The organism is Zoogloea oryzae (assembly GCF_030161255.1).
Taxonomy (GTDB): Bacteria; Pseudomonadota; Gammaproteobacteria; order Burkholderiales; family Rhodocyclaceae; genus Zoogloea; species Zoogloea oryzae.
Genome location: NZ_BSPX01000002.1, coordinates 128,737 through 147,328, shown reverse-complemented (window position 1 = coordinate 147,328; position 18,592 = coordinate 128,737). Strand labels below are relative to the sequence as shown.

Genomic DNA, 18,592 nt, shown 5'->3' with positions numbered 1-18,592 from the left:
GATGGCATTCAAGACAATGGCGCCCGAGTTTCGGGTGACGCTCTACAAGACGGTGGCCCGGCGGATGGTGACGGGCAGCGACGGCCGCACCGTGCCCACGTCCGAGCGGTTCTCGGGTGGAAACCGGGTGATCGACCTGACGCCGTTCTTCGGGGACGGGAGCTCGCTGGAAACCAGCAAGAGCGTTCGCCAGCCGGCCGGCCAGTGGGCGATGGTGGTGGTGGACCAGATGGAGGCCGAGAAGATGGATTCGCTCTACGGCCTCATCGAGCCCATGGACGTGGTGGAAATCCGCATGCGCCACCGGCCCGACCCCGCCGCTACCGGTATGGCCCCGCCGGTGGTGATGCGCGGCTTCGTGTCGAGCGTGCGCCGGTCCATGTCGATGGGGGCTGACGGGCGGCCGGCGCGGGCCGTGACGATCAGCGGCGCGGATTACGGCAAGGTGCTGGAGATGATCCAGATTCGCTACCTGCCGAACTACGTGATCGGGCAGAACCTGCTGACCGTGTTGCGGGCGTTTGTGAACTACGGGATTGAGGCCAAGCCGAACCAATACGGGAATCTCTTCGTCCAGCAAATCGTCGAGAAGGTGATCAATCCGTTCATTGCCGACATGGCCAGCCTCGGCGCGGCAGCGGCCCCCACGAAGCTCTCGTACATCCGGGAGATTGGCTACGAGGCGACGGCCAACGATGGGACGGTCAGCGCATTCGGCGCGCAGTCGGCGCAAGGGACGCTGTGGGACGTGATGCGCGGCTTCCTGGACGTGGGGCCGTGGACGGAACTGTTCATCGAGGACCGCCAGGACACGATGGACGACCCGAACCGTCCCGGCGGTGTGGTGCTGGTCTATCGCAACAACCCGTTCAAGGATCTAGACCCCTCAAAGGGGTACATCATGCCCCAAGCCATCAAGCCGGATGCCCTTGAGGTGGGGGACGACGCGGTGATGAGCCTTGAGATCGGACGCTCGGACGCGGACGTGGCGAACTACTTCCAGGTGAACATGCCCCGCATGAACCTGATTGATGCCGCCGCGATGAACCTCGCAGGTCAGACGAACAACCCGGACGATTTCTACCTCGCGAAGTACCCCAACGCAACGCCGAAGCTGTTTGGGATGCGCTTCATGGAGTCCGACACCCAGATGGGTGGGGCGGACAGCCTGGGGCGCGCCGACGGCCAGTCGGCCGAGGTGGTGAAGCGCGAACAAGGCAAGGCGCGGCTGTGGATTGACGACCGCCGCGCGCAGTTGATGGCGCAGAACAAGGACAACGCGGTCTTCGAGGATGGATCGATCACCCTGCGCGGGCAATGCACTCTGCGGCCGGGCATGTACTTGCGGATCTTCCACGGTGGTCCCGGTTTGTGCCTGAAGCCGTTCGTGTGGGAATGCTACGTGGTGGCCGTGCAGCACCGCATGGTGCCATTTCAGGGCTTCGTGACCGTGGCCACCTTCAAACGTGGCACCTCGTTTGCTGCACGCATCCGGAACGGCGCCGGGCGCGAGTCGGCTTACCTGGCAGAGTGGAATCAGGGCGGTGCCTTGGGGTGATCGGAAGCCTCCCGCCCCTCGATGCCCCCTGAACCCTGTGATGAGACGCTGACCCGATGACCACACCTTCACTGCAAAAGGGCCGACCGATCGGCTTTGCGCTGGACGACTCCACCGCCCCGGACAGTTTCTACCGAATCCAGAACCTGGTGATCCGGCCTGAGGAACTGACGCGCATCGACCCGACACGGAATGCCGTGCTCCAGACAGCTGGCGGCGCATTCGCTGACGTGTGGGGGGCGGGCCTGCCGACGATTTCGATTGCCGGGCATACGGGATGGCGTGGCAGCCCGACGAAAGACGGCGTGCAGCTGTTTGGGGAGCTTCGCGACCTGGTGATGACCCAGTACCTGCGCCGGCGCGACGCCGCAGTGCAGGCCGGGCGCGACCCGGGAGCGGTGAAGCTGATCTTCGTGGACGTGTTGGACGACTTCGCCTTTCAGGTGGTGCCGACCGCGTTCGTGCTGCGCCGAAGCAAGAGCCGGCCGCTGCTGTGCCAATACCAGATCAACCTGCAGGTGGTGTCGGAGGACATCGACGAGGCGAAGAAAGTGTTTCGGTTCGTCTACGAAGACGGCCGAGACGCCGGGATTGAATCCATGGCGGACAGCATGGGCCAGATGGACCGGCTTGTGCAGAAGATGGGGTGGCTCGGAAAGAACTTCCCGGATTTCACCAAGGCATTGATTCGGGCCGTCGGCAAGACGCGACGCATCCTGGACGACGTGCTTCAGACGAAGCGCGAGATTGACGCCACGATCCGCCCCCTGTTCCGCGTGGCCGATCTGGCTACCCAGGCGGTGCGCAACGTGGCGTGGTCCATGGCTGCACTGACCGGCCTGCCGATGGAAGTGAAGGCCCAGTTTCAGCAGCTGGCGAATGCCTTCCATAACTGCTTTTGCATTCTGCGCAACGTGTTCAAGGTGCGCGAGGCGCTGCCGGATTACTCGGCGCTGTACGGGGCGTCCACGTGCTCTTCGACGGCCGGTGGCGCTCCCCTTTCTCCCCTGCGCCATGTGAATGCTTTCGAGCTTCTGGTGCCGGTGCAGTCGGCCTCCTACGTGACTTCGGAAGGACTTGCCGCTCTGGAGGCGGCGGCGAAGAGTGACCCGGTGCTGCGCCCAATGAGCGTAGCAGATGCGACCTACTACATGGAGCGGTTCAATGCGTGATTCGGTGATCTGCGCACCTGTGACCGTCGCAGACTGCAGCCTCATCTTGGGTAAGCCATGGCAATCTTCAAGCTGAGCCTGAACGTCTTCATCCAGGATTCGCCGCTTCAGGCCGATGTGCTCCCTCAAGCGCGTCGAGCGCTCCAGGCGATTGGCCTGGAGGCCCGCGCCAGGTGGGTGGATCTGATCGAGCAGAGCCCGTCGATTCGTCAGGAGGAGAAGGCCGACTATGTGCGCTCGCTGACCGTGGAGACGACTGGCCCGCTGCAGGTGTCGGTCTATTCCGACTGGAAGTACGCCTACGAGATTGAGAATGGCCGCCCGTCGCGCGATCTGAAGCGGATGCTGGACACGTCATTGAAGGTGCGCGTGTCCACCTCGAAGAAGAACGCTGGCAAGCGTTACCTGACCATCCCGTTCCGGCACACGCAGGCGGCGATGCCGGCACCGGTGCGCACCGCGGCGAGAATGCTCACAAAGTCGGAAGTGACTGGGATGGGCATGCGACGGTCCGGGACAGGTGCCTGGGACATCAAGACGAAGGCTCCGCTGCTGGTTGCCCAGCGAAAGTACAGGTGGGGCGACCACCTGCCGGCCGGGCTGGCGCTCAAGCAGGCCCCGCACCACAAAACTGATCGCTACGCCGGCATGGTCCGCATGAACACCAGCGCCGGCAAGGGCAAGTCGTCGGTCTACCTCACTTTCCGCACCATGATGGAGGGCTCCGCCGGCTGGATCTCCAAGCCGGTGCCAGGCGTCTTCCATGTGCAGCAGCTGGCTCGAGACATTGAGCCCATGGCGCGCCAACTCCTCCTGTCAGCGGTTCGCCTGCCCGCCGGCGTGTGACCCTGCTGGCCACACGCAACCCACTGGCAGCATTGCCGTTCGAAACCTGTGACGGCCCGATGTCCGCATGGACATCGTTCGGCAAGTCAAACTCCTCCCGCACCTCGAATACCGTGGGCTGGCGGGCGTACCGGGAAGCTACTTCGACTGCGAGCGGATGCGGGCCGTGCTGACGCCTGAGGCGTGCGCCTCAAACTTCCTGAGCTCTACCGTCTTGGGGGATGGCCGCTACGCGAGTTGCTACCGCTGCCCTATCGGCCGTGGTCACGCCGGAGAGGCGGGCGGGCCAGATCCCGATGCAGACCGCGGCTGGCGGTGCTGCCGATGCGGGCCGTCCGGGCAGTCACGGATCATCGGTCGGACGCTCTGCGTGTCCTGCTACAACCGCACGAAGGAGGCCCTCCTGCAGCGGGACGGACGCGGCAAGGTGCCGGTGGGCATCATGGAAGGCTTGCGCCCCGCCTGGGCCATCGTTGGCGAAGTGCCGCAGCCTGAAGACGACGACGCGCCTCGAACGATTGTGAGACCACTGCAGTTGTCCCGGGCGGTGTTGGCGGCGATTCCCGGGTTTTACCACCTGGCCCCCGGCCGCATCATGATGACCGCCCTTGTCGAGAGCCCGGAGGAATTGCAGCGCGTCATCCGGCGGCGATTTCCAGGGGTGGCTGTTCAAGCCAGTGGCGTGGAGCCCACGCTGCTGGAGTTTCACGAGACGGGGATTGACCCGAACGACTGGCTTCGGGCGCCACCGCCGCAAAAATCTCATTGACATATACTGTCGTTTTGGCTGGCCTGCATTGAGGCCGTGCCGAGCAACAGCCGCCCCCTTGCCGCTGAGTCAGCTGACACTTTCGGAAGCCCCATCATGGATGACTTCATCAAGCATTGGACGCTGGCCGGGCTGAAGCGCCTGCAGGGCCTGCTGATCGACTTCATGCGGCTTGTGGCGCGTGAACCGCTGCCTACGCTGCCGGCGGACCGCCCCCTGCGGAGATGGTCGTCGGAGGAACTGGAGAGGGTCAAGACCTACCTCGAAAGCGAGCGATCTGAGCCAAAGTCGTTTGATGATCAGATGCTGGCGGTCGAGTGGATTCACCAGACGTGGTGGCCAGCCGACGAGGTGCGCACCGTGGCACAGTGGGAAGCCGCGAAGGCGACGTACGCCCAGCGCATTCGCCACGCAATGGCGTTTCATGGGCCGTCAGATTTGCTGATCGAACTTGAAGCGCGGCGGCGCCAGGATCAGCTGTTCAGGGCATACCGCCTATCGCTGGTGGACTTCGAGAGGCTGGTCATACCGGTGGTGCTGCAGCATCCCTGTGCCCCCTATTCCTTTGATGATGAGACGGTGGACAGACTCTGGCGGACGATCAGCCCCAACCAGTTCGTGCGACGGGATGCGCTCGAGCAGTTGAGTTTCTGGCCTGTCCCGCTGGATGTCACCCGAACCGCTGAGCACCTTGGCAGTTTCGCTCAGAGGCTGCTGGCTGCACGTGCGGCAGGTCACCAGACCATAAAACTGGAAGTATCCCGCTGCAGGTGTAGGGCGGACGCACATGAAACCCTATGGACTGTCGACGAGTTGCTTCGGTGTTTAGAGGACGTCGCGTACCCGGTTCGCCTGCATTCTGAGTCCCGCTGCGCGAACCTCTCGGGTGAGGACGATGAGTGCCGCACTTGGTGCTCGATGTCACTGATGCCCATGGATCATGCGCGCCAGCCTCCAGTCGACCCAACATTCGAACGGGTGCTTGATGAGATTGCTGAGCGCCATCGAGCGATGTGGGCCCAACAGGGGAAACAATGTCGCTGATGATCGACAACTACGACAGCTTCTTGCTCCGTTGGCGCGCCTTCCGCGGATCAATGGCGGCGCTGCAGCCGCGCGAGCGCCTCGGCCCGCTGCTCCTCGCTCACTCCCCCAACGACGATGTCTTCCGATGTGCCGTCCGCCATGAACAGGCGGAGGGCGACGCACACCACCTCACCGCTTTCCGCGAGATCGGCCAACCGTTGTAGCTCCTGGGCGAGGTTTTCCTGCTCGAGCAGGATCAGGGGGCTCACGTTGTAGCCGCGGGGTCTTCAATGCTCATTGATCTCACCTGCTGGATCTTGGACAAGACCCCAGTCTAGGCAGTGGCCAGTGTCTCGGTTTGAGAAGTAGGTCACAGTCGAAGGCTTTGACGGCCGGGCTCACCCCCTCCACAACACGGAGAGGCGCCGCCGTTGTTGATGTCGATTTTTTCGATTCCTTCCCCTGTCCTTCCCTGACCCCCAAAAGCAAAAGGCCAGCCCTCGTGAGGCTGGCCTAAGTGCTTGATGCGATTGGTGGGCCCAACAGGACTTGAACCTGTGACCAAGCGATTATGAGTCGCCTGCTCTAACCAACTGAGCTATGGGCCCGTCGAAACGGGGTGCGGACCGCCGGGTCAGGCTTCGTTGTCGAGGAAGCTGCGCAGGCGCTCCGAGCGGCTCGGGTGACGCAGCTTGCGCAGGGCCTTGGCTTCGATCTGGCGGATGCGTTCGCGGGTCACGTCGAACTGCTTGCCGACTTCTTCCAGGGTGTGGTCGGTGTTCATCTCGATGCCGAAGCGCATGCGCAGCACCTTGGCTTCCCTCGGGGTGAGGGAGTCCAGGACTTCCTTGGTGGCATCGCGCAGGCTGGAGTACAGCGCCGCTTCGGCCGGGGCCAGGGTGGCGTTGTCTTCGATGAAATCGCCCAGGTGGGAGTCGTCGTCGTCGCCGATGGGGGTTTCCATCGAGATGGGCTCCTTGGAGATCTTGAGGATCTTGCGGATCTTCTCCTCGGGCATTTCCATCTTCTCGGCCAGGGTCTGCGGATCGGGCTCGTTGCCGGTTTCCTGCAGGATCTGACGGGAGATGCGGTTCATCTTGTTGATCGTCTCGATCATGTGCACCGGAATCCGGATGGTGCGCGCCTGGTCGGCGATCGAGCGGGTGATGGCCTGGCGGATCCACCACGTGGCGTACGTGGAGAACTTGTAGCCGCGACGGTATTCGAACTTGTCCACGGCCTTCATCAGGCCGATGTTGCCTTCCTGGATCAGGTCGAGGAACTGCAGGCCGCGGTTGGTGTACTTCTTGGCGATGGAGATCACCAGACGCAGGTTGGCCTCGGTCATCTCGCGCTTGGCGCGGCGGGCCTTGGCTTCGCCGGTGGACATCTGCTTGTTGATGTCCTTGAGTTCCTTCAGCGGAATGCCGATGCGCTCCTGCAGGTCGATGAGCTTCTGCTGCTCTTCAAGCACGGCCGGCTGCATGCGCATCAGCACCGGCGCGTTGTTCGGGCCGGCGGCAATCTCGGCCTTCAGCCAGTCGAGGTTGGTCTCGTTGCCCGGGAAGCTCTTGATGAAGTGCGGACGCGGCATGCTGGCCTTGTCGACGCACAGGTGCAGGATCTTGCGCTCGTGGGCACGGGCCTGGTCGACCATGTGGCGCACGGCGTCGCACAGGCGCTCGGTGGTGCGAGCAGTGAAGCGGATGTTCATCAGCTCGGTGGAGACCTGCTCCTGGAGCTTCAGGTAGTTCTTGTCCTGGTAGCCCTTCTTCTGGAGGGCGGCGGCCATCTTTTCGTAGAGGCTGCGCAGGTTGGCGAAGCGCTCGAGGGCTTCGGCCTTCATCTTGATGAGGGACGCGGACTGGGCGCCGCTGGCACCGTCGCCGTCTTCCTCTTCGTCATCTTCGGCGTCGTCGACCTCGAGATCCTCGGTCTCGGCGAGGGCTTCGATGTCCTCGACGGCGTTCGGATCGATCAGGCCGTCGATGAGTTCGTCGATGCGCATCTCGTCGCGGGAGATCTTGTCGGCGGACTCGAGGATGTCGGCGATGGTGGTCGGGCAGGCGGAGATCGCCTGGATCATGTGCTTGAGGCCTTCCTCGATCCGCTTGGCGATCTCGATTTCGCCTTCGCGGGTGAGGAGCTCCACGGTGCCCATCTCGCGCATGTACATGCGGACGGGGTCGGTGGTGCGGCCGAATTCGGAATCCACGGCGGACAGGGTCTGCTCGGCTTCGGCTTCGGCCTGCTCGTCATCAACGACCGTGGGGGCGACTTCGGACATCAGCAGGTCTTCGGCGGCCGGGGCCACGTCGAACACCTGGATGCCCATGTCGTTGAAGGTGCTGATGATCGACTCGATCTGCTCGGCGTCGACGAGGTCGTCCGGCAGGTGGTCGTTGATCTCGGCGTAGGTCAGGTAGCCCCGCTCCTTGCCGAGGGCGATCAGGGTCTTGAGCCGCGTGCGGCGGACTTCAGCCTCTTCTGCCGAGGGAGCCTCGGCGATCATCGGGGCGAGTTTGTCCTTGACCTTCGCGGCGCGCGGCTTGGCCGGGGCCTTGCGAGGTTGTTTGGGCTTGTCCGTGGTCATGGCGGTCCTCGATTTGTCGTCCGATTGATGGACGGTTGTCTCGGCGGCGCGTTTTGCGCGAAACCGAAAATTATATTACGAATCCGATGCTTTTGGGCGAGGCTTAAGTCTCTGTTTGGCGGAAATCAGCTCCTTGAGGCGCTGTTTTTCGGCCGTGGTCAGGCTCGTCTCGCGGGCTCTTGCGTTGAGGCTGACGATTTCCTTCTCGATCAGATCCGCTTCAAGCTTGTAGAGCGTGTCGTTGAAAAGGCGTTCAATGGTCGTGTCGTCGATGGTCTCGTCGGCCAGTTGTCCGGCCGCGCGGGACAGCGCGGCGGCGTGGGGCGTGTCGCGGTAATGCTCGATCAGGGCGCCCAGGCCGTGGGTGGGCAGGTCGCCGACGCTCATCGCGTCGACGATGGCGATCAGGGCGAGGCCTTCCGGGGTGTCGCTGGGCAGCAGGTCGATGGGCAGGCGGGCGGCCCACACGGGGTGCTGGACGACCAGCTTCAGGAGCGTCTCGATGGCCGACTGAGGTGCCTGGCGCGGCGGGAGGCGCGGCAGGCCCTGGCGGCGTTTGCCGCGGAATCCGCCGTTGCCGCCGAAGCCGTTGTTGCCACCAAAATCGCCCCGGTTGCCGAAGCCGCCGCGATCGAAACCGCCCCGCCCGAAGTCGTCGAAGGGTGGCGGCTCGTCGTTTCGGCGGGGCATGGCCGAAGCGTTCTTGAGGCCGAAGGACTGCTCGATCTCGGCCTGGGTGAAGCCGGCGGTCTCGGCCAGCATCTTGATGACCTGCAGGCGCAGCAGCGGGGCGCCGATCCGGGTGACCAGCGGCTTGGCTTCGTGGACGAGCCTGGCGCAGCCTTCGGCGGTGGCGAGATCCACGTCCTTCTTCAGTTCGGCGAGGAGGAATTCGGCCAGGGGCTGGGCGCGGTTCATGGCGGCGCGGAAGGCGTCCGGGCCTTCCGCGCGGACGAAGCTGTCCGGGTCGTGCTCTTCGGGCAGGAAGAGGAAGGTGAGCGTCTTGTTGTCGGCCAGGTGTTCGAGGCTGACCTCCAGCGCCCGGCCGGCAGCGCGGCGGCCGGCGGCGTCGCCGTCGAAGCAGAACACGACGCGGTCGGTGAGGCGCAGCAGCTTCTGGATGTGGTGCGGCGTGGCGGCGGTGCCGAGGGTGGCGACCGCATTGCCAACCCCAAACTGGGCGAGGCCGACCACGTCCATGTAACCTTCGACTACGAGCACGCATTCGTGATCGCGGATCGCCTGCCGGGCCTGGACGAGGCCGTAGAGCTCGCGGCCCTTCTCGAAGATCGGCGTTTCGGGCGAGTTGAGGTATTTGGGCTCGCCCTTGCCGAGGACGCGGCCGCCAAAGCCGATCACGTTGCCGCGCTGGTCCTGGATCGGAAACATGATGCGGTCGCGGAAGCGGTCGTAGCGGCGGCCTTGCTCGTTCTCGAGCACCAGCCCGCATTCGAGCAGGCTGGCGGCGGAGTAGTCGGGAAAGGCGGCCTGCAGCGCCTGCCAGCCTTCGGGTGCGTAGCCCAGGCCGTAGCGGGCGGCGATCTCGCCGGTCAGGCCGCGGCCCTTGAGGTAGTCGATGGCGACCGGGCTGCGCTTGAGCTGTTCTTTATAGAAGCGCGCGGCCTGGGCCATGAGTTCGGTGAGGGATTGTTCGCGGACGCGGTCGCGGTTGGGCGTGAAGTCATCCTGGGGGACTTCCATCCCGACGTTGCTGGCGAGCTCCTTCACCGCGTCGATGAAGCCGAGGCCGCTGTACTCCATCAGGAAGCTGATGGCGCTGCCGTGGGCGCCGCAGCCGAAGCAGTGATAGAACTGCTTGGTGGGGCTCACCGAGAAGGATGCGGATTTCTCGCCGTGGAAGGGGCAGCAGGCGAAATAGTTCGCACCGCCCTTCTTGAGCGGCAGATAGCGTTCGATCACCTCGACGATGTCGACGCGGGCGAGCAGATCCTGGATGAAGGATTGCGGAATCATGATGGCCAGCCGGCGCCGGCGGCGGTGCCGCTACGGCGCCATCTTCATGAATCCTAGTTGCTGAGGCGGGATTTCACCAGTTTGGAAACCTCGGCCATGTCGGCCTTGCCGGCGAGTTTCGGCTTGAGGACGGCCATCAGCTTGCCCATGTCGGCAGCGCTGGCGGCGCCCGTCGCGGCGATGGCGGCATCCACCTCGGCGGCGATCTGTTCGACGGTGAGCCCGGCGGGCTTGTAGGCGGTGAGCACGTCGATCTCGAAGCGCTCGGCGCTCGCCAGATCAAAGCGCTGGGCGGCCTCGTACTGGGTGACGGAGTCGCGACGCTGCTTGAGCATCTTGTCCACCACCGTGATGACCGCGGCGTCATCCAGTTCGATGCGTTCGTCCACTTCCTTTTGCTTGATGGCGGCCAGCAGCAGGCGCAGCGCCGACAGGCGTGCGGTTTCCTTGGCCCGCATGGCGGCCTTCATGTCTTCGTTGATCTGGGCTTTGAGGGACACGAAAGAGATTCCTGGCGAAAGGGTGGGCGACGCGACGCAGGCCCGACAAGGCAAGGCTGCGGGCTGGCGAACCAAAAGGCAAACGCCACGCGCTCGCGCTGAAGCGCGTATCGCGTGGCGAAGCGGGAAGCGTGTACTCGGGGTGTTGCTTAGTACATCTTCGGGGGCAGGGTCTGGCTGCGCAGGCGCTTGTGGTGGCGCTTGACGGCGGCGGCCAGCTTGCGCTTGCGTTCGGCGGTCGGCTTTTCGTAGAACTCGCGGGAGCGGAGTTCGGGCAGGAGGCCCACTTTTTCAATGGTGCGCTTGAAGCGACGGATGGCTACTTCGAACGGCTCGTTTTCTTTGACGCGAATACCCGGCATTGCGTGCTTCCTCGAAAATTCTTTGGACGGAAAAACGAAGAGTATAACCAAGTCGTTCGGGTCCACCAAGCCCAATTTTCAGTTTTGCGTGTGGCCCAGGTGCCGGGAAGGGTAAAATCGCGTTTTTTCTTCGGGCTGATCCATGCGCGTTCTGGGCATCGAAACCTCCTGCGACGAGACCGGCGTGGCCATCTACGAGACCGGCCGGGGCCTGCTGGGCCATCGTCTCCACTCCCAGATCGACCTGCACGCGGCCTACGGCGGGGTGGTGCCGGAGCTGGCCTCCCGCGACCACATCCGCCGTCTGCCGCTGCTGCTGCGGGAGACGCTGGAAGTCACCGGGCTCACGATGGGCGACATCGATGCGGTGGCCTACACCGCCGGGCCTGGCCTGGCAGGGGCACTGCTGGTGGGCGCCAGCGTGGCTGAATCCCTTGGCGTGGCGCTGGATGTGCCGGTGCTGCCGGTGCATCACCTGGAAGGTCATCTGCTGTCGCCGCTGCTGTCGGCCACGCCGCCGAGCTTTCCGTTCGTGGCGCTGCTGGTGTCGGGCGGCCATACTCAGCTGATGCGGGTGGCGGGCGTTGGCGATTACACCTTGCTCGGCGAGACGGTGGATGATGCTGCCGGCGAAGCCTTCGACAAGACCGCCAAGCTGATCGGCCTGGGCTATCCGGGCGGGCCGGCGCTGGCGAAGCTGGCGCAGCAGGGCAAACCGGGGCGCTTCAAGCTGCCGCGGCCGATGCTGCACAGCAAGGATTTCGATTTCAGCTTCAGCGGCCTCAAGACGGCGGTGCTCACCGCCGCGTCGGCACCGGACTTCGTGCCGGAGGATCGGGCCGATCTGGCGGCGGAGTTTCAGGCGGCGGTGGTCGAGGTGCTGGTCGCCAAGTCGATGGCGGCGCTCAAGCACACGGGGCTCAAGCAGCTGGTGGTGGCGGGGGGCGTGGGCGCCAATCTGGCGTTGCGCGCCCAACTCGATGCGGCGGCGGCCAAGCGCAAGGCGCGGGTGTTTTATCCTGAGCTGGAGCTGTGTACCGACAACGGCGCGATGATCGCCTTTGCGGGCGCGCTGCGTTTTGCTGCTGGCGAGACGGTCGAGCCTGCCGCTGGGCGGTTTGCGGTACGGCCGCGCTGGAGTCTGCAGGACATCCGCCCGCCCGTGGTGGTCGGGCCGGCGGATTGAGTGGTGTGGTGACCGGGCCGGCGCTTCAGCCGGCCTTTTTCTTGCTGCCGATGCGGCTTTCCTGGCCGGCGACGAGGCGCTTGATGTTGTCCTTGTGGCGCCACACGAGCAGTGCCGACATCACGGCGATGGCGGTGATCCAGTTGGGGCCCAGGTCGAACAGGTAGGCCAGCGCCGGAGCGGCCAGCGCGGCACACAGGGCTGCGAGGGACGAGTAGCGCAGGGTGAAGGCCACGCCCAGCCACACGCCCAGCACCGCCAGCCCGAGCAGGCCCTTGGCGCCGATCAGCACGCCGGCAGCGGTGGCCACGCCCTTGCCGCCCTTGAAGCCGAGAAACACCGGAAAGAGGTGGCCGAAGAAGGCAGCAAGGCCCGCTGCCGGCGCGGCGATGGCGCCGATCCCGAAGCCCGGCGCAAAGCTGTCGGCCAGCCACACGGCAAGCCAGCCCTTGAAGGCGTCGCCCACCAGGGTGAGGGCAGCGGCGAGCTTGTTGCCGCTGCGCAGGACATTGGTGGCGCCCGGGTTGCCGGAACCGTAGGAGCGGGGGTCGGCCATGCCGAAGATGCGGCTGACGACGACGGCGAAGGGAATGGAGCCGATCAGGTAGGCCGCGATGAGCAAAAGGACGAAATGCATTTTGGCGTGAGTGCTTTTGGAGGCGTACGGGCTAGAATGTGCGCGATTTTAGCTGGGACACACGATGGATTTCATTTTTATCGAAGCGCTGCGGGTCAAGTCGCGGGTGGGCATCTATCCGCGGGAGCAGGTTGCCGATCAGCCGCTCGAACTCAACCTGACTTTTGGTGTGCCGGATGCGGCCGCCGAGCATGACGACATTGCGGATACGATCGATTACGCCAAGGTGATCGAGCGGATTCGCGCCGAACTGGCGGTGCGTCAATTCAATCTGATCGAGACGCTGGGGGAATTCATCGTCAAATTGTTATTCGACGAATTCGGCGCCCCGTGGGTGAAGCTGGCGATTGCCAAGATTGGCGTGATGAAGGATGTGCGGCGGGTTGGCGTATTCATCGAACGCGGCCGCAATGGCGCCGAACCCCCGGCCCACGCACCCACCGCCGGCCTGCCGGGCTGAACCCGGCGGGGGCGTGGCAATGCGCTGAATCAGGCTTCGGCGCTGGCGGCGCGCAGGTCGTCGAGGGCCTTGCCCTGGGCGAGCCAGTCGATCACCCACTGGGGCTTGCGGCCGTGGCCGGTCCAGCCGATGGCGGCGTTTTCCGGGTGACGGAACTTGATCACCGAGGCGGGCTTGGCGGCCTTCTTGGCGGCGGGCTTGGCTGCGGCCTTCTTGGGCGCGGGGGCGGCTTTCTCGGTGGCTTCCTGGCCGCCGATCACGTCGGTGAGGCTCATGCCGTGTTCGGCGGCGAGTTTCTGCATCCGCTTCAGCAGATCCTTCTTGGCTGTGTCGGAACGGCGCCGGATTTCGGTCTCGACTTTGGTCTGGAGACGGCGCAATTCGGCAAGGGAAAGGGTGGAGATATCCATGGCGGTGTTGTCCTTCGGCGTGGCGTTTTGAGTGCGATCAGCGTTTGAGATGAATGTGGCGGCTGGACGACCAATCGCCACTGCAGGCTTTTTTCAGCCCTTATTCAAGCGCTTATTCTGCCACTTTTATTTGACGATCGGGCAAGTCTTTTTGTTATTCATTCAAGCGCCACGGTGACGACCGTCGGTTTGAGTATCCGCAGAATGTCGTGGGGATGGACGCCGACGAGAAAGCCTCTTTTGCCGCCATTGATGTAAATCAGCGGCAGGTCGAGGATGCTACGCTCCATGAATAGGGGCATCGCCTTGCGGGTGCCGAAGGGCGAGGTGCCGCCGACCATGTAGCCCGTGTGGCGCTGGGCGACGGTGGGGTCGCAGGGGGTAATCTGCTTGTCCCCTGCCTGGCGGGCGAGTTCCTTGGTGGAAACCTTGCGGTCGCCGTGCATCAGGATGATCAGCGGCTGGCGGCTTTCGTTTTCCATCACCAGGGTTTTGACGACCGCGTGTTCGGCGACATTCAATTCCCGGGACGAGACTTTCGTTCCGCCGTGATCCTCATACGCATAGAGGTGGGTGGAGAAGGGAATCTGGTGTTGCCGCAGGAAGCGGGTGGCCGGGGTTTCCGGCGCGTGCAGGTCGGGACGGGACATGATGGCGATTGGTTGAACGTGAATATCTGATGAAACGGCAGGCGATGATCCGGCGTATTGCCGGAATTCAGATCGCCCCTTCGTGGCGCAATAGCCAGCGTTTGGTGTCTATTAGGTGGCCGTTATTCTCGTGGGCGAATCCGCCCAGGCCGGCGGCCGCGACGACCCGGTGACATGGAATGACGAGCGGAAAGGGATTGTCGCCACAGGCCTGGCCGACGGCCCGGGCGATGCTGCCGACGTCGCGGGCGAGCTCGCCGTAGCTGCGGGTGGCGCCCCGGGGAATCGCTGCAATCGCGGCCCAGATGCGGCGCCGGAAAGGCGTGCCACGGCCGGCCAGCGGGAGATCGAAGGGGAAATCCGGATCTGCCAGGTAATTGGCCAGCTGCCCGATGGCTTTTTCGGCGAGCCGATTGGCCGGGGAAATCTCCGGCTGGCCGGGGGGCAGGAATTCGATTGTCTGGATCAATTGATCGTCGCTGAGGACGCCGACCGCGCCGAATGGCGCTGACATCACCGCGGAAAAGGCCGGAATCGAGGAAGACGGCTGATCGGTGGCGGTGGGATTGAACAAGGGGGCCATGCCGGAATTCTGCGCCTGCGGCACGGCCCGGGCAAGGTGCTCAGCCTTTGCCGAGCAGGGCGTTTTTCAGGTCGGCGTCGACGGGCTTGTCGCCCAGCCAGATACGCAGCAGCGCGCGATAGAAGTCTTCGCCGGGAATGTCCTTGCCGCGGGCGTCATTGCCGACCGAGAGGCGGGTGCCGCTGGCGGGCAGCCATTCGAGGCGGATCTGGGTGCCCGCGGGGGCGGCCTTGATGGCCAGCAGGGCGTTGCGGAACTCGTCGCTGCGGGCCTGGAGTTTGGCGAATTCGGCTTCGTTGTGATTCTTCTTGAGGCCCTCGACGAGGGCATCGGCGAATTGTTCGGCGGTGAGGTCGCGCAGGGTCACGATCTGGATGCGCTTGGGGCCGGCCAGGGTGGCGATGGCGTCGGGGGTGTCGGTGCGGCGGGGCAGGTAGAGGCCCATCGCGTACACCTTGAGCATGAAGCGGGTGCGCAGGCCGGCGCCGTTGAGGGCGAGGTCGCTGCCGGCGACGGCGGTGCGGTCGTCGAAGCGCACACCGGAGACGTCGGCGGCCTGGGTGGGCAGGGCGGCAAACAGGGCGGTGGCTAGGCTGGCTGCGGCGAATGCGCGGTGCAGGATGGGTTGCATGGCTGTCTCCTTGGTTTTGATGGGCAAACGCCCGTTCGTCGAATTTTTATTCGATTTCGAACGGGCGTTTGAATTTTAACCGGAAGACTTCCGGCAGGGAAAGCGCGATGTGCGCCGGGCGGGCTGTCAGGCGCGCACGTCGCCGTTGCCGAAGACGATCCACTTCTGGCTGGTGAGGCCTTCGAGACCGACCGGGCCGCGGGCGTGGATCTTGTCGGTGGAGATGCCGATCTCGGCGCCGAGGCCGTATTCGAAGCCGTCGGCGAAGCGGGTGGAGGCGTTGATCATCACCGACGCCGAATCGACCTCGCGCAGGAAGCGCATCGCCCGGGTGTAGTCCTCGGTGACGATGGATTCGGTGTGCTGGGACGAGCAGGTGTTGATGTGCTCGATCGCCTCGTCGAGTCCAGCGACGATCTTGATGGCGATGATCGGGGCGAGGAATTCCTCGGTCCAGTCGGATTCGACGGCGGCCTTGAGCTGGGCTTCGGGAATGTCGGCCTCGCGCAGGATCGCCAGCGATGCCGGGCAGGCGCGCAGCTCGACACCCTTGCCGGCCAGCATGGTGCCGATAGCGGGCAGCTGGGCGCGGGCGATGGCGGCATCGACCAGCAGCGATTCGGTGGTGTTGCAGGTGCCGTAGCGCTGGGTCTTGGAGTTTTCGATGATGGCGAGGGCCTTGGCCGGGTCGGCGCGCTCGTCCACGTAGACGTGGCAGTTGCCGTCCAGGTGCTTGATGACGGGCACGCGGGCGTCGTTGGAGATGCGCTCGATGAGGCCCTTGCCGCCGCGGGGGACGATTACGTCCACGAACTGGGGCATGGTGATGAGTTCGCCGACGGCGGCGCGGTCGGTGGTCTCGACCACCTGGATCGACATTTCGGGCAGGCCCGCGGCAGCCAGCCCGGCGCGTACGCAGGCGGCAATGGCCTGGTTGGAGTGCAGGGCTTCCTTGCCGCCGCGCAGGATCGCGGCGTTGCCGGACTTGAGGCACAGGGCCGCGGCGTCGGCGGTGACGTTGGGGCGGGCTTCGTAGATGATGCCGATGACACCCAGCGGCACGCGCATCTTGCCGACGGTGATGCCGGACGGGCGGCGCTTGAGGTCGGTCATCTCGCCCACCGGATCGGGCAGGGCGGCGACCTGCTCGAGGCCCTGGGCCATCGATTCGATGCCTTTTTCGGACAGGGTGAGGCGGTCGATCATCGCCGGTTCGAGGCCATTGGCGCGGGCTTCGGCGAGATCCTGGGCGTTGGCGTCGAGGAGCTGCGCCTTGCGGGCGCGGATCTCGGTGGCCATGGCCAGGAGGGCGGTGTTCTTGGCGTCGGTGGAGGCGGCGGCAACAGCGCGGCTGGCGGCGCGGGCCTGACGGCCGACGGTCTGCATGTAGGTCTTGATGTCCATCTTTTCTCGCTTTGAATCGATTGCCGGCGGGTCAGCGCCGTGCCGGCGTGGCGCCGCGCGTGAGGCGCAGGCACAGCTGGAGGAATTCGTCCCACACGTCGCCGCCGACCAGACCCTTGATCATCCGGTCAATCCGGGCGGCGTGCAAGATGGCGGTGCGCAGGGGGGCGCCGTCGAGGCGCGGCAGCGCGCGCTGTATGGCCAGGCGGCGGCGGTCGTCGAAGATCCGCTCGGCCTTCATCAGGCCTTGCAACTGCTGGCCTTCGTCGAGGCCCTGGCGCAGGTTGGCGAGGGTGCGGATCTCGTTTGCGAGCGCCCACAGGATGAGCGGCGGGGCCTCGCCTTCGCCCTTGAGGCCTTCGAGGAGGCGCGCGCAGCGGGCCGCGTCGCCTTCGAGCATGGCCTGGCGCAGGGAATCCACGTTGTAGCGGGCGACGTTGAGGATGGCCTCGCGCACCGCGTCGAACGAGAGCTCGCCCGGCGGGTGGAGCAGGCCGAGCTTGAGGATCTCTTGATGGGCGGCGAGGAGGTTGCCTTCCACGTGATCGGCGATGAAGGCGAGGGCCTCGGGGCCTGTCTTCTGCTGCTGCCGGGCGAGGCGCTGGGCGATCCAGTCGGGCAGACGGTCGCGGTCCGGGGCGTTGGTCTCGATGGCCACGCCGGCTTCGCACAGGGCCACGAACCATGCGGCCTTGCGGGTCGCCCAGTCGAGCTCGGGCAGGGTGATGAGGGTGACGATGCCGTCGTCGAGGGTCTTGGCGTAGCGCTGCAGGGCTTCGCCGCCATCGCGCCCGGGCTTGCCGTTGGGGATGCGCAGATCGACGAGCTTGCTGGCGCCGAACAGCGACAGGTTGCCGGCGGCGGACTGCAGCTCCGTCCATTTGAAGCCCTGGCCGGCGACCAGCACCTCGCGTTCGGCGTAGCCCTGCTTGCGGGCGGCGGCGCGGATGGCGTCGCCGGCTTCGAGGACCAGCAGCGGCTCGTTGCCGTGCAGGACGTAGAGCGGGGCGAGGGGCTTGTCGAGGTGCGCGGCGAGTTGCTCGGGGCGCAGGTTCACGGCTTGGCTGCGGGCGCCGGGGCGGGCGCGGCGGCAGGCGGCGCTTCCGGCATCTTGGCGGCGGCGAGGCGACGCATCAGCTGCTGGACGAGGTCGTTCTGCATGTCACGGTAGAGCAGGGTTTCTTCCTGCTGCTTGGCGAGGAGCTGGGTGTCGTCGAAGGCCAGGTCGCGGCGCAGGAAGATCTCGCTGGAGGGCATGATCTCCTGACCGTTCTTGCCGACCAGCCGGAAGATGAAGCGCTGGCGCAGCTGGTATTCGCGGACTCGGCCCTGGGTGTTGAGGGCGAGGATCACCTTGTCCTTGACGTCGGCCTGCACCTCGAGACGCACCTGGGCGTCCTCGGCCCTGTCGGTGACGATGGTGTTGCCGTTGGCCCGGATCTGGCGCCGGATGGCGGCGGCCAGCTCCGAGTACTGGTACATGTTCAGGTAGATCGAGTCGAAGGGCAGCGGGCGGGCGCCGCGCAGCTGGAAACCGCAGCCAGCGAGGAGCGTGGCGCCGCCGATGGCGAGCAGGGCCCGGCGACGGCCGGCGGAGTGGGGCGCGTTCATTTGGCTTGGTTCTCTCTCAGGCGTCGGCGTTCCTGCTCGTAGGCATCAAAGCTGGGCGGCGGAGGTTCGCGGTTGATGTCGCGGCCGGGTTCGTACTGCCGGCGGGCATTTTCGTTGGCGAGGCTCTGGTACCACGTACGGTCGCCAGGGGTGCTGGCGCACCCGGTGGCAAGCAGGACGAGCAGCAGGCAGGCTTGGATGCGCATCACGCGAAACCTCC

21 protein-coding genes and 1 tRNA gene are annotated in these 18,592 nt (G+C 65.1%); 7 read left to right on the top strand and 15 right to left on the bottom strand.

Annotation, left to right across the window (positions count from 1 at the left end):
- Position 1 precedes the first annotated feature (1 nt).
- From QQK25_RS01855 to QQK25_RS01835, 5 genes are all read left to right on the top strand, one after another.
- The gene (locus tag QQK25_RS01855; protein ID WP_284186475.1) at positions 2–1,558 is read left to right on the top strand and encodes a hypothetical protein; all 1,557 of its coding nucleotides are present in this window, start codon (positions 2–4) and stop codon (positions 1,556–1,558) included.
- 56 nt (positions 1,559–1,614) lie between these two features.
- Positions 1,615–2,730 carry a hypothetical protein gene (locus tag QQK25_RS01850; RefSeq protein ID WP_284186474.1) on the top strand — a complete coding sequence of 372 codons (1,116 nt, stop codon included), beginning with the start codon at positions 1,615–1,617 and terminating at the stop codon, positions 2,728–2,730.
- Between the two features lie 57 nt (positions 2,731–2,787).
- Complete coding sequence (locus QQK25_RS01845; RefSeq protein WP_284186473.1) at positions 2,788–3,576, top strand: hypothetical protein; 789 nt, start codon at positions 2,788–2,790, stop codon at positions 3,574–3,576.
- Between the two features lie 370 nt (positions 3,577–3,946).
- A complete protein-coding gene (locus tag QQK25_RS01840) occupies positions 3,947–4,345 on the top strand; it encodes a hypothetical protein (RefSeq protein WP_284186472.1) in 399 nt (132 codons plus the stop codon).
- 96 nt (positions 4,346–4,441) lie between these two features.
- The gene (locus tag QQK25_RS01835) at positions 4,442–5,389 is read left to right on the top strand and encodes a hypothetical protein (RefSeq protein WP_284186471.1); all 948 of its coding nucleotides are present in this window, start codon (positions 4,442–4,444) and stop codon (positions 5,387–5,389) included.
- Positions 5,390–5,439: 50 nt separating this feature from the next.
- On the opposite strand, the gene QQK25_RS01830 is transcribed toward QQK25_RS01835, so the two are convergent.
- The 6 genes from QQK25_RS01830 to rpsU form a co-directional block, all read right to left on the bottom strand.
- Positions 5,440–5,640 carry a hypothetical protein gene (locus QQK25_RS01830; RefSeq protein WP_284186470.1) on the bottom strand — a complete coding sequence of 67 codons (201 nt, stop codon included), beginning with the start codon at positions 5,638–5,640 and terminating at the stop codon, positions 5,440–5,442.
- Between the two features lie 262 nt (positions 5,641–5,902).
- Positions 5,903–5,979, bottom strand: a tRNA-Ile gene (locus QQK25_RS01825).
- Positions 5,980–6,005: 26 nt separating this feature from the next.
- Entirely contained in the window at positions 6,006–7,964 is a 1,959-nt protein-coding gene (gene rpoD, locus QQK25_RS01820) for an RNA polymerase sigma factor RpoD (protein ID WP_284186469.1), read from the bottom strand.
- Positions 7,965–8,039: 75 nt separating this feature from the next.
- The gene (gene dnaG, locus QQK25_RS01815; RefSeq protein ID WP_284186468.1) at positions 8,040–9,938 is read right to left on the bottom strand and encodes a DNA primase; all 1,899 of its coding nucleotides are present in this window, start codon (positions 9,936–9,938) and stop codon (positions 8,040–8,042) included.
- Between the two features lie 53 nt (positions 9,939–9,991).
- Positions 9,992–10,438 (bottom strand): GatB/YqeY domain-containing protein, encoded by a 447-nt coding sequence (locus QQK25_RS01810; RefSeq protein ID WP_284186467.1) that lies wholly within the window; start codon positions 10,436–10,438, stop codon positions 9,992–9,994.
- Positions 10,439–10,587: 149 nt separating this feature from the next.
- Entirely contained in the window at positions 10,588–10,800 is a 213-nt protein-coding gene (gene rpsU / locus QQK25_RS01805; protein ID WP_079432811.1) for a 30S ribosomal protein S21, read from the bottom strand.
- 142 nt (positions 10,801–10,942) lie between these two features.
- Between rpsU and tsaD the strand changes: the two genes are divergently transcribed.
- Positions 10,943–11,986 carry a tRNA (adenosine(37)-N6)-threonylcarbamoyltransferase complex transferase subunit TsaD gene (gene tsaD / locus QQK25_RS01800; protein ID WP_284186466.1) on the top strand — a complete coding sequence of 348 codons (1,044 nt, stop codon included), beginning with the start codon at positions 10,943–10,945 and terminating at the stop codon, positions 11,984–11,986.
- A 25-nt stretch (positions 11,987–12,011) separates the two neighbouring features.
- Here tsaD and plsY read toward each other — a convergent pair whose 3' ends face one another.
- A complete protein-coding gene (plsY, locus tag QQK25_RS01795; RefSeq protein WP_284186465.1) occupies positions 12,012–12,623 on the bottom strand; it encodes a glycerol-3-phosphate 1-O-acyltransferase PlsY in 612 nt (203 codons plus the stop codon).
- Between the two features lie 64 nt (positions 12,624–12,687).
- Here plsY and QQK25_RS01790 point away from each other — a divergent pair, with 64 nt between their 5' ends.
- Positions 12,688–13,083, top strand: coding sequence for a dihydroneopterin aldolase (locus QQK25_RS01790; RefSeq protein WP_153162395.1), 396 nt, complete (start codon positions 12,688–12,690; stop codon positions 13,081–13,083).
- Positions 13,084–13,112: 29 nt separating this feature from the next.
- On the opposite strand, the gene QQK25_RS01785 is transcribed toward QQK25_RS01790, so the two are convergent.
- From QQK25_RS01785 to QQK25_RS01750, 8 genes are all read right to left on the bottom strand, one after another.
- Positions 13,113–13,493, bottom strand: a complete 381-nt coding sequence (locus tag QQK25_RS01785; protein WP_284186464.1) for an H-NS histone family protein — start codon at positions 13,491–13,493, stop codon at positions 13,113–13,115.
- Between the two features lie 158 nt (positions 13,494–13,651).
- On the bottom strand, positions 13,652–14,143 hold the full coding sequence (ybaK, locus tag QQK25_RS01780) for a Cys-tRNA(Pro) deacylase (RefSeq protein ID WP_284186463.1): 492 nt from the start codon (positions 14,141–14,143) through the stop codon (positions 13,652–13,654).
- Between the two features lie 67 nt (positions 14,144–14,210).
- Positions 14,211–14,750, bottom strand: a complete 540-nt coding sequence (locus QQK25_RS01775) for a methylated-DNA--[protein]-cysteine S-methyltransferase (RefSeq protein WP_306664076.1) — start codon at positions 14,748–14,750, stop codon at positions 14,211–14,213.
- Positions 14,751–14,766: 16 nt separating this feature from the next.
- Positions 14,767–15,357: a chalcone isomerase family protein gene (locus QQK25_RS01770; RefSeq protein WP_284186462.1), complete on the bottom strand. Its 591-nt coding sequence runs from the start codon at positions 15,355–15,357 to the stop codon at positions 14,767–14,769.
- A 126-nt stretch (positions 15,358–15,483) separates the two neighbouring features.
- Positions 15,484–16,761, bottom strand: a complete 1,278-nt coding sequence (locus tag QQK25_RS01765) for a glutamate-5-semialdehyde dehydrogenase (RefSeq protein WP_284186461.1) — start codon at positions 16,759–16,761, stop codon at positions 15,484–15,486.
- A gap of 31 nt (positions 16,762–16,792) precedes the next feature.
- On the bottom strand, positions 16,793–17,818 hold the full coding sequence (holA, locus tag QQK25_RS01760) for a DNA polymerase III subunit delta (protein WP_284186460.1): 1,026 nt from the start codon (positions 17,816–17,818) through the stop codon (positions 16,793–16,795).
- Complete coding sequence (locus tag QQK25_RS01755) at positions 17,815–18,372, bottom strand: LPS-assembly lipoprotein LptE (RefSeq protein WP_284186459.1); 558 nt, start codon at positions 18,370–18,372, stop codon at positions 17,815–17,817. Before QQK25_RS01755 ends, holA begins: the two co-directional genes overlap by 4 nt.
- A complete protein-coding gene (locus tag QQK25_RS01750; RefSeq protein WP_153162388.1) occupies positions 18,369–18,581 on the bottom strand; it encodes a hypothetical protein in 213 nt (70 codons plus the stop codon). Before QQK25_RS01750 ends, QQK25_RS01755 begins: the two co-directional genes overlap by 4 nt.
- Positions 18,582–18,592 lie beyond the last annotated feature (11 nt).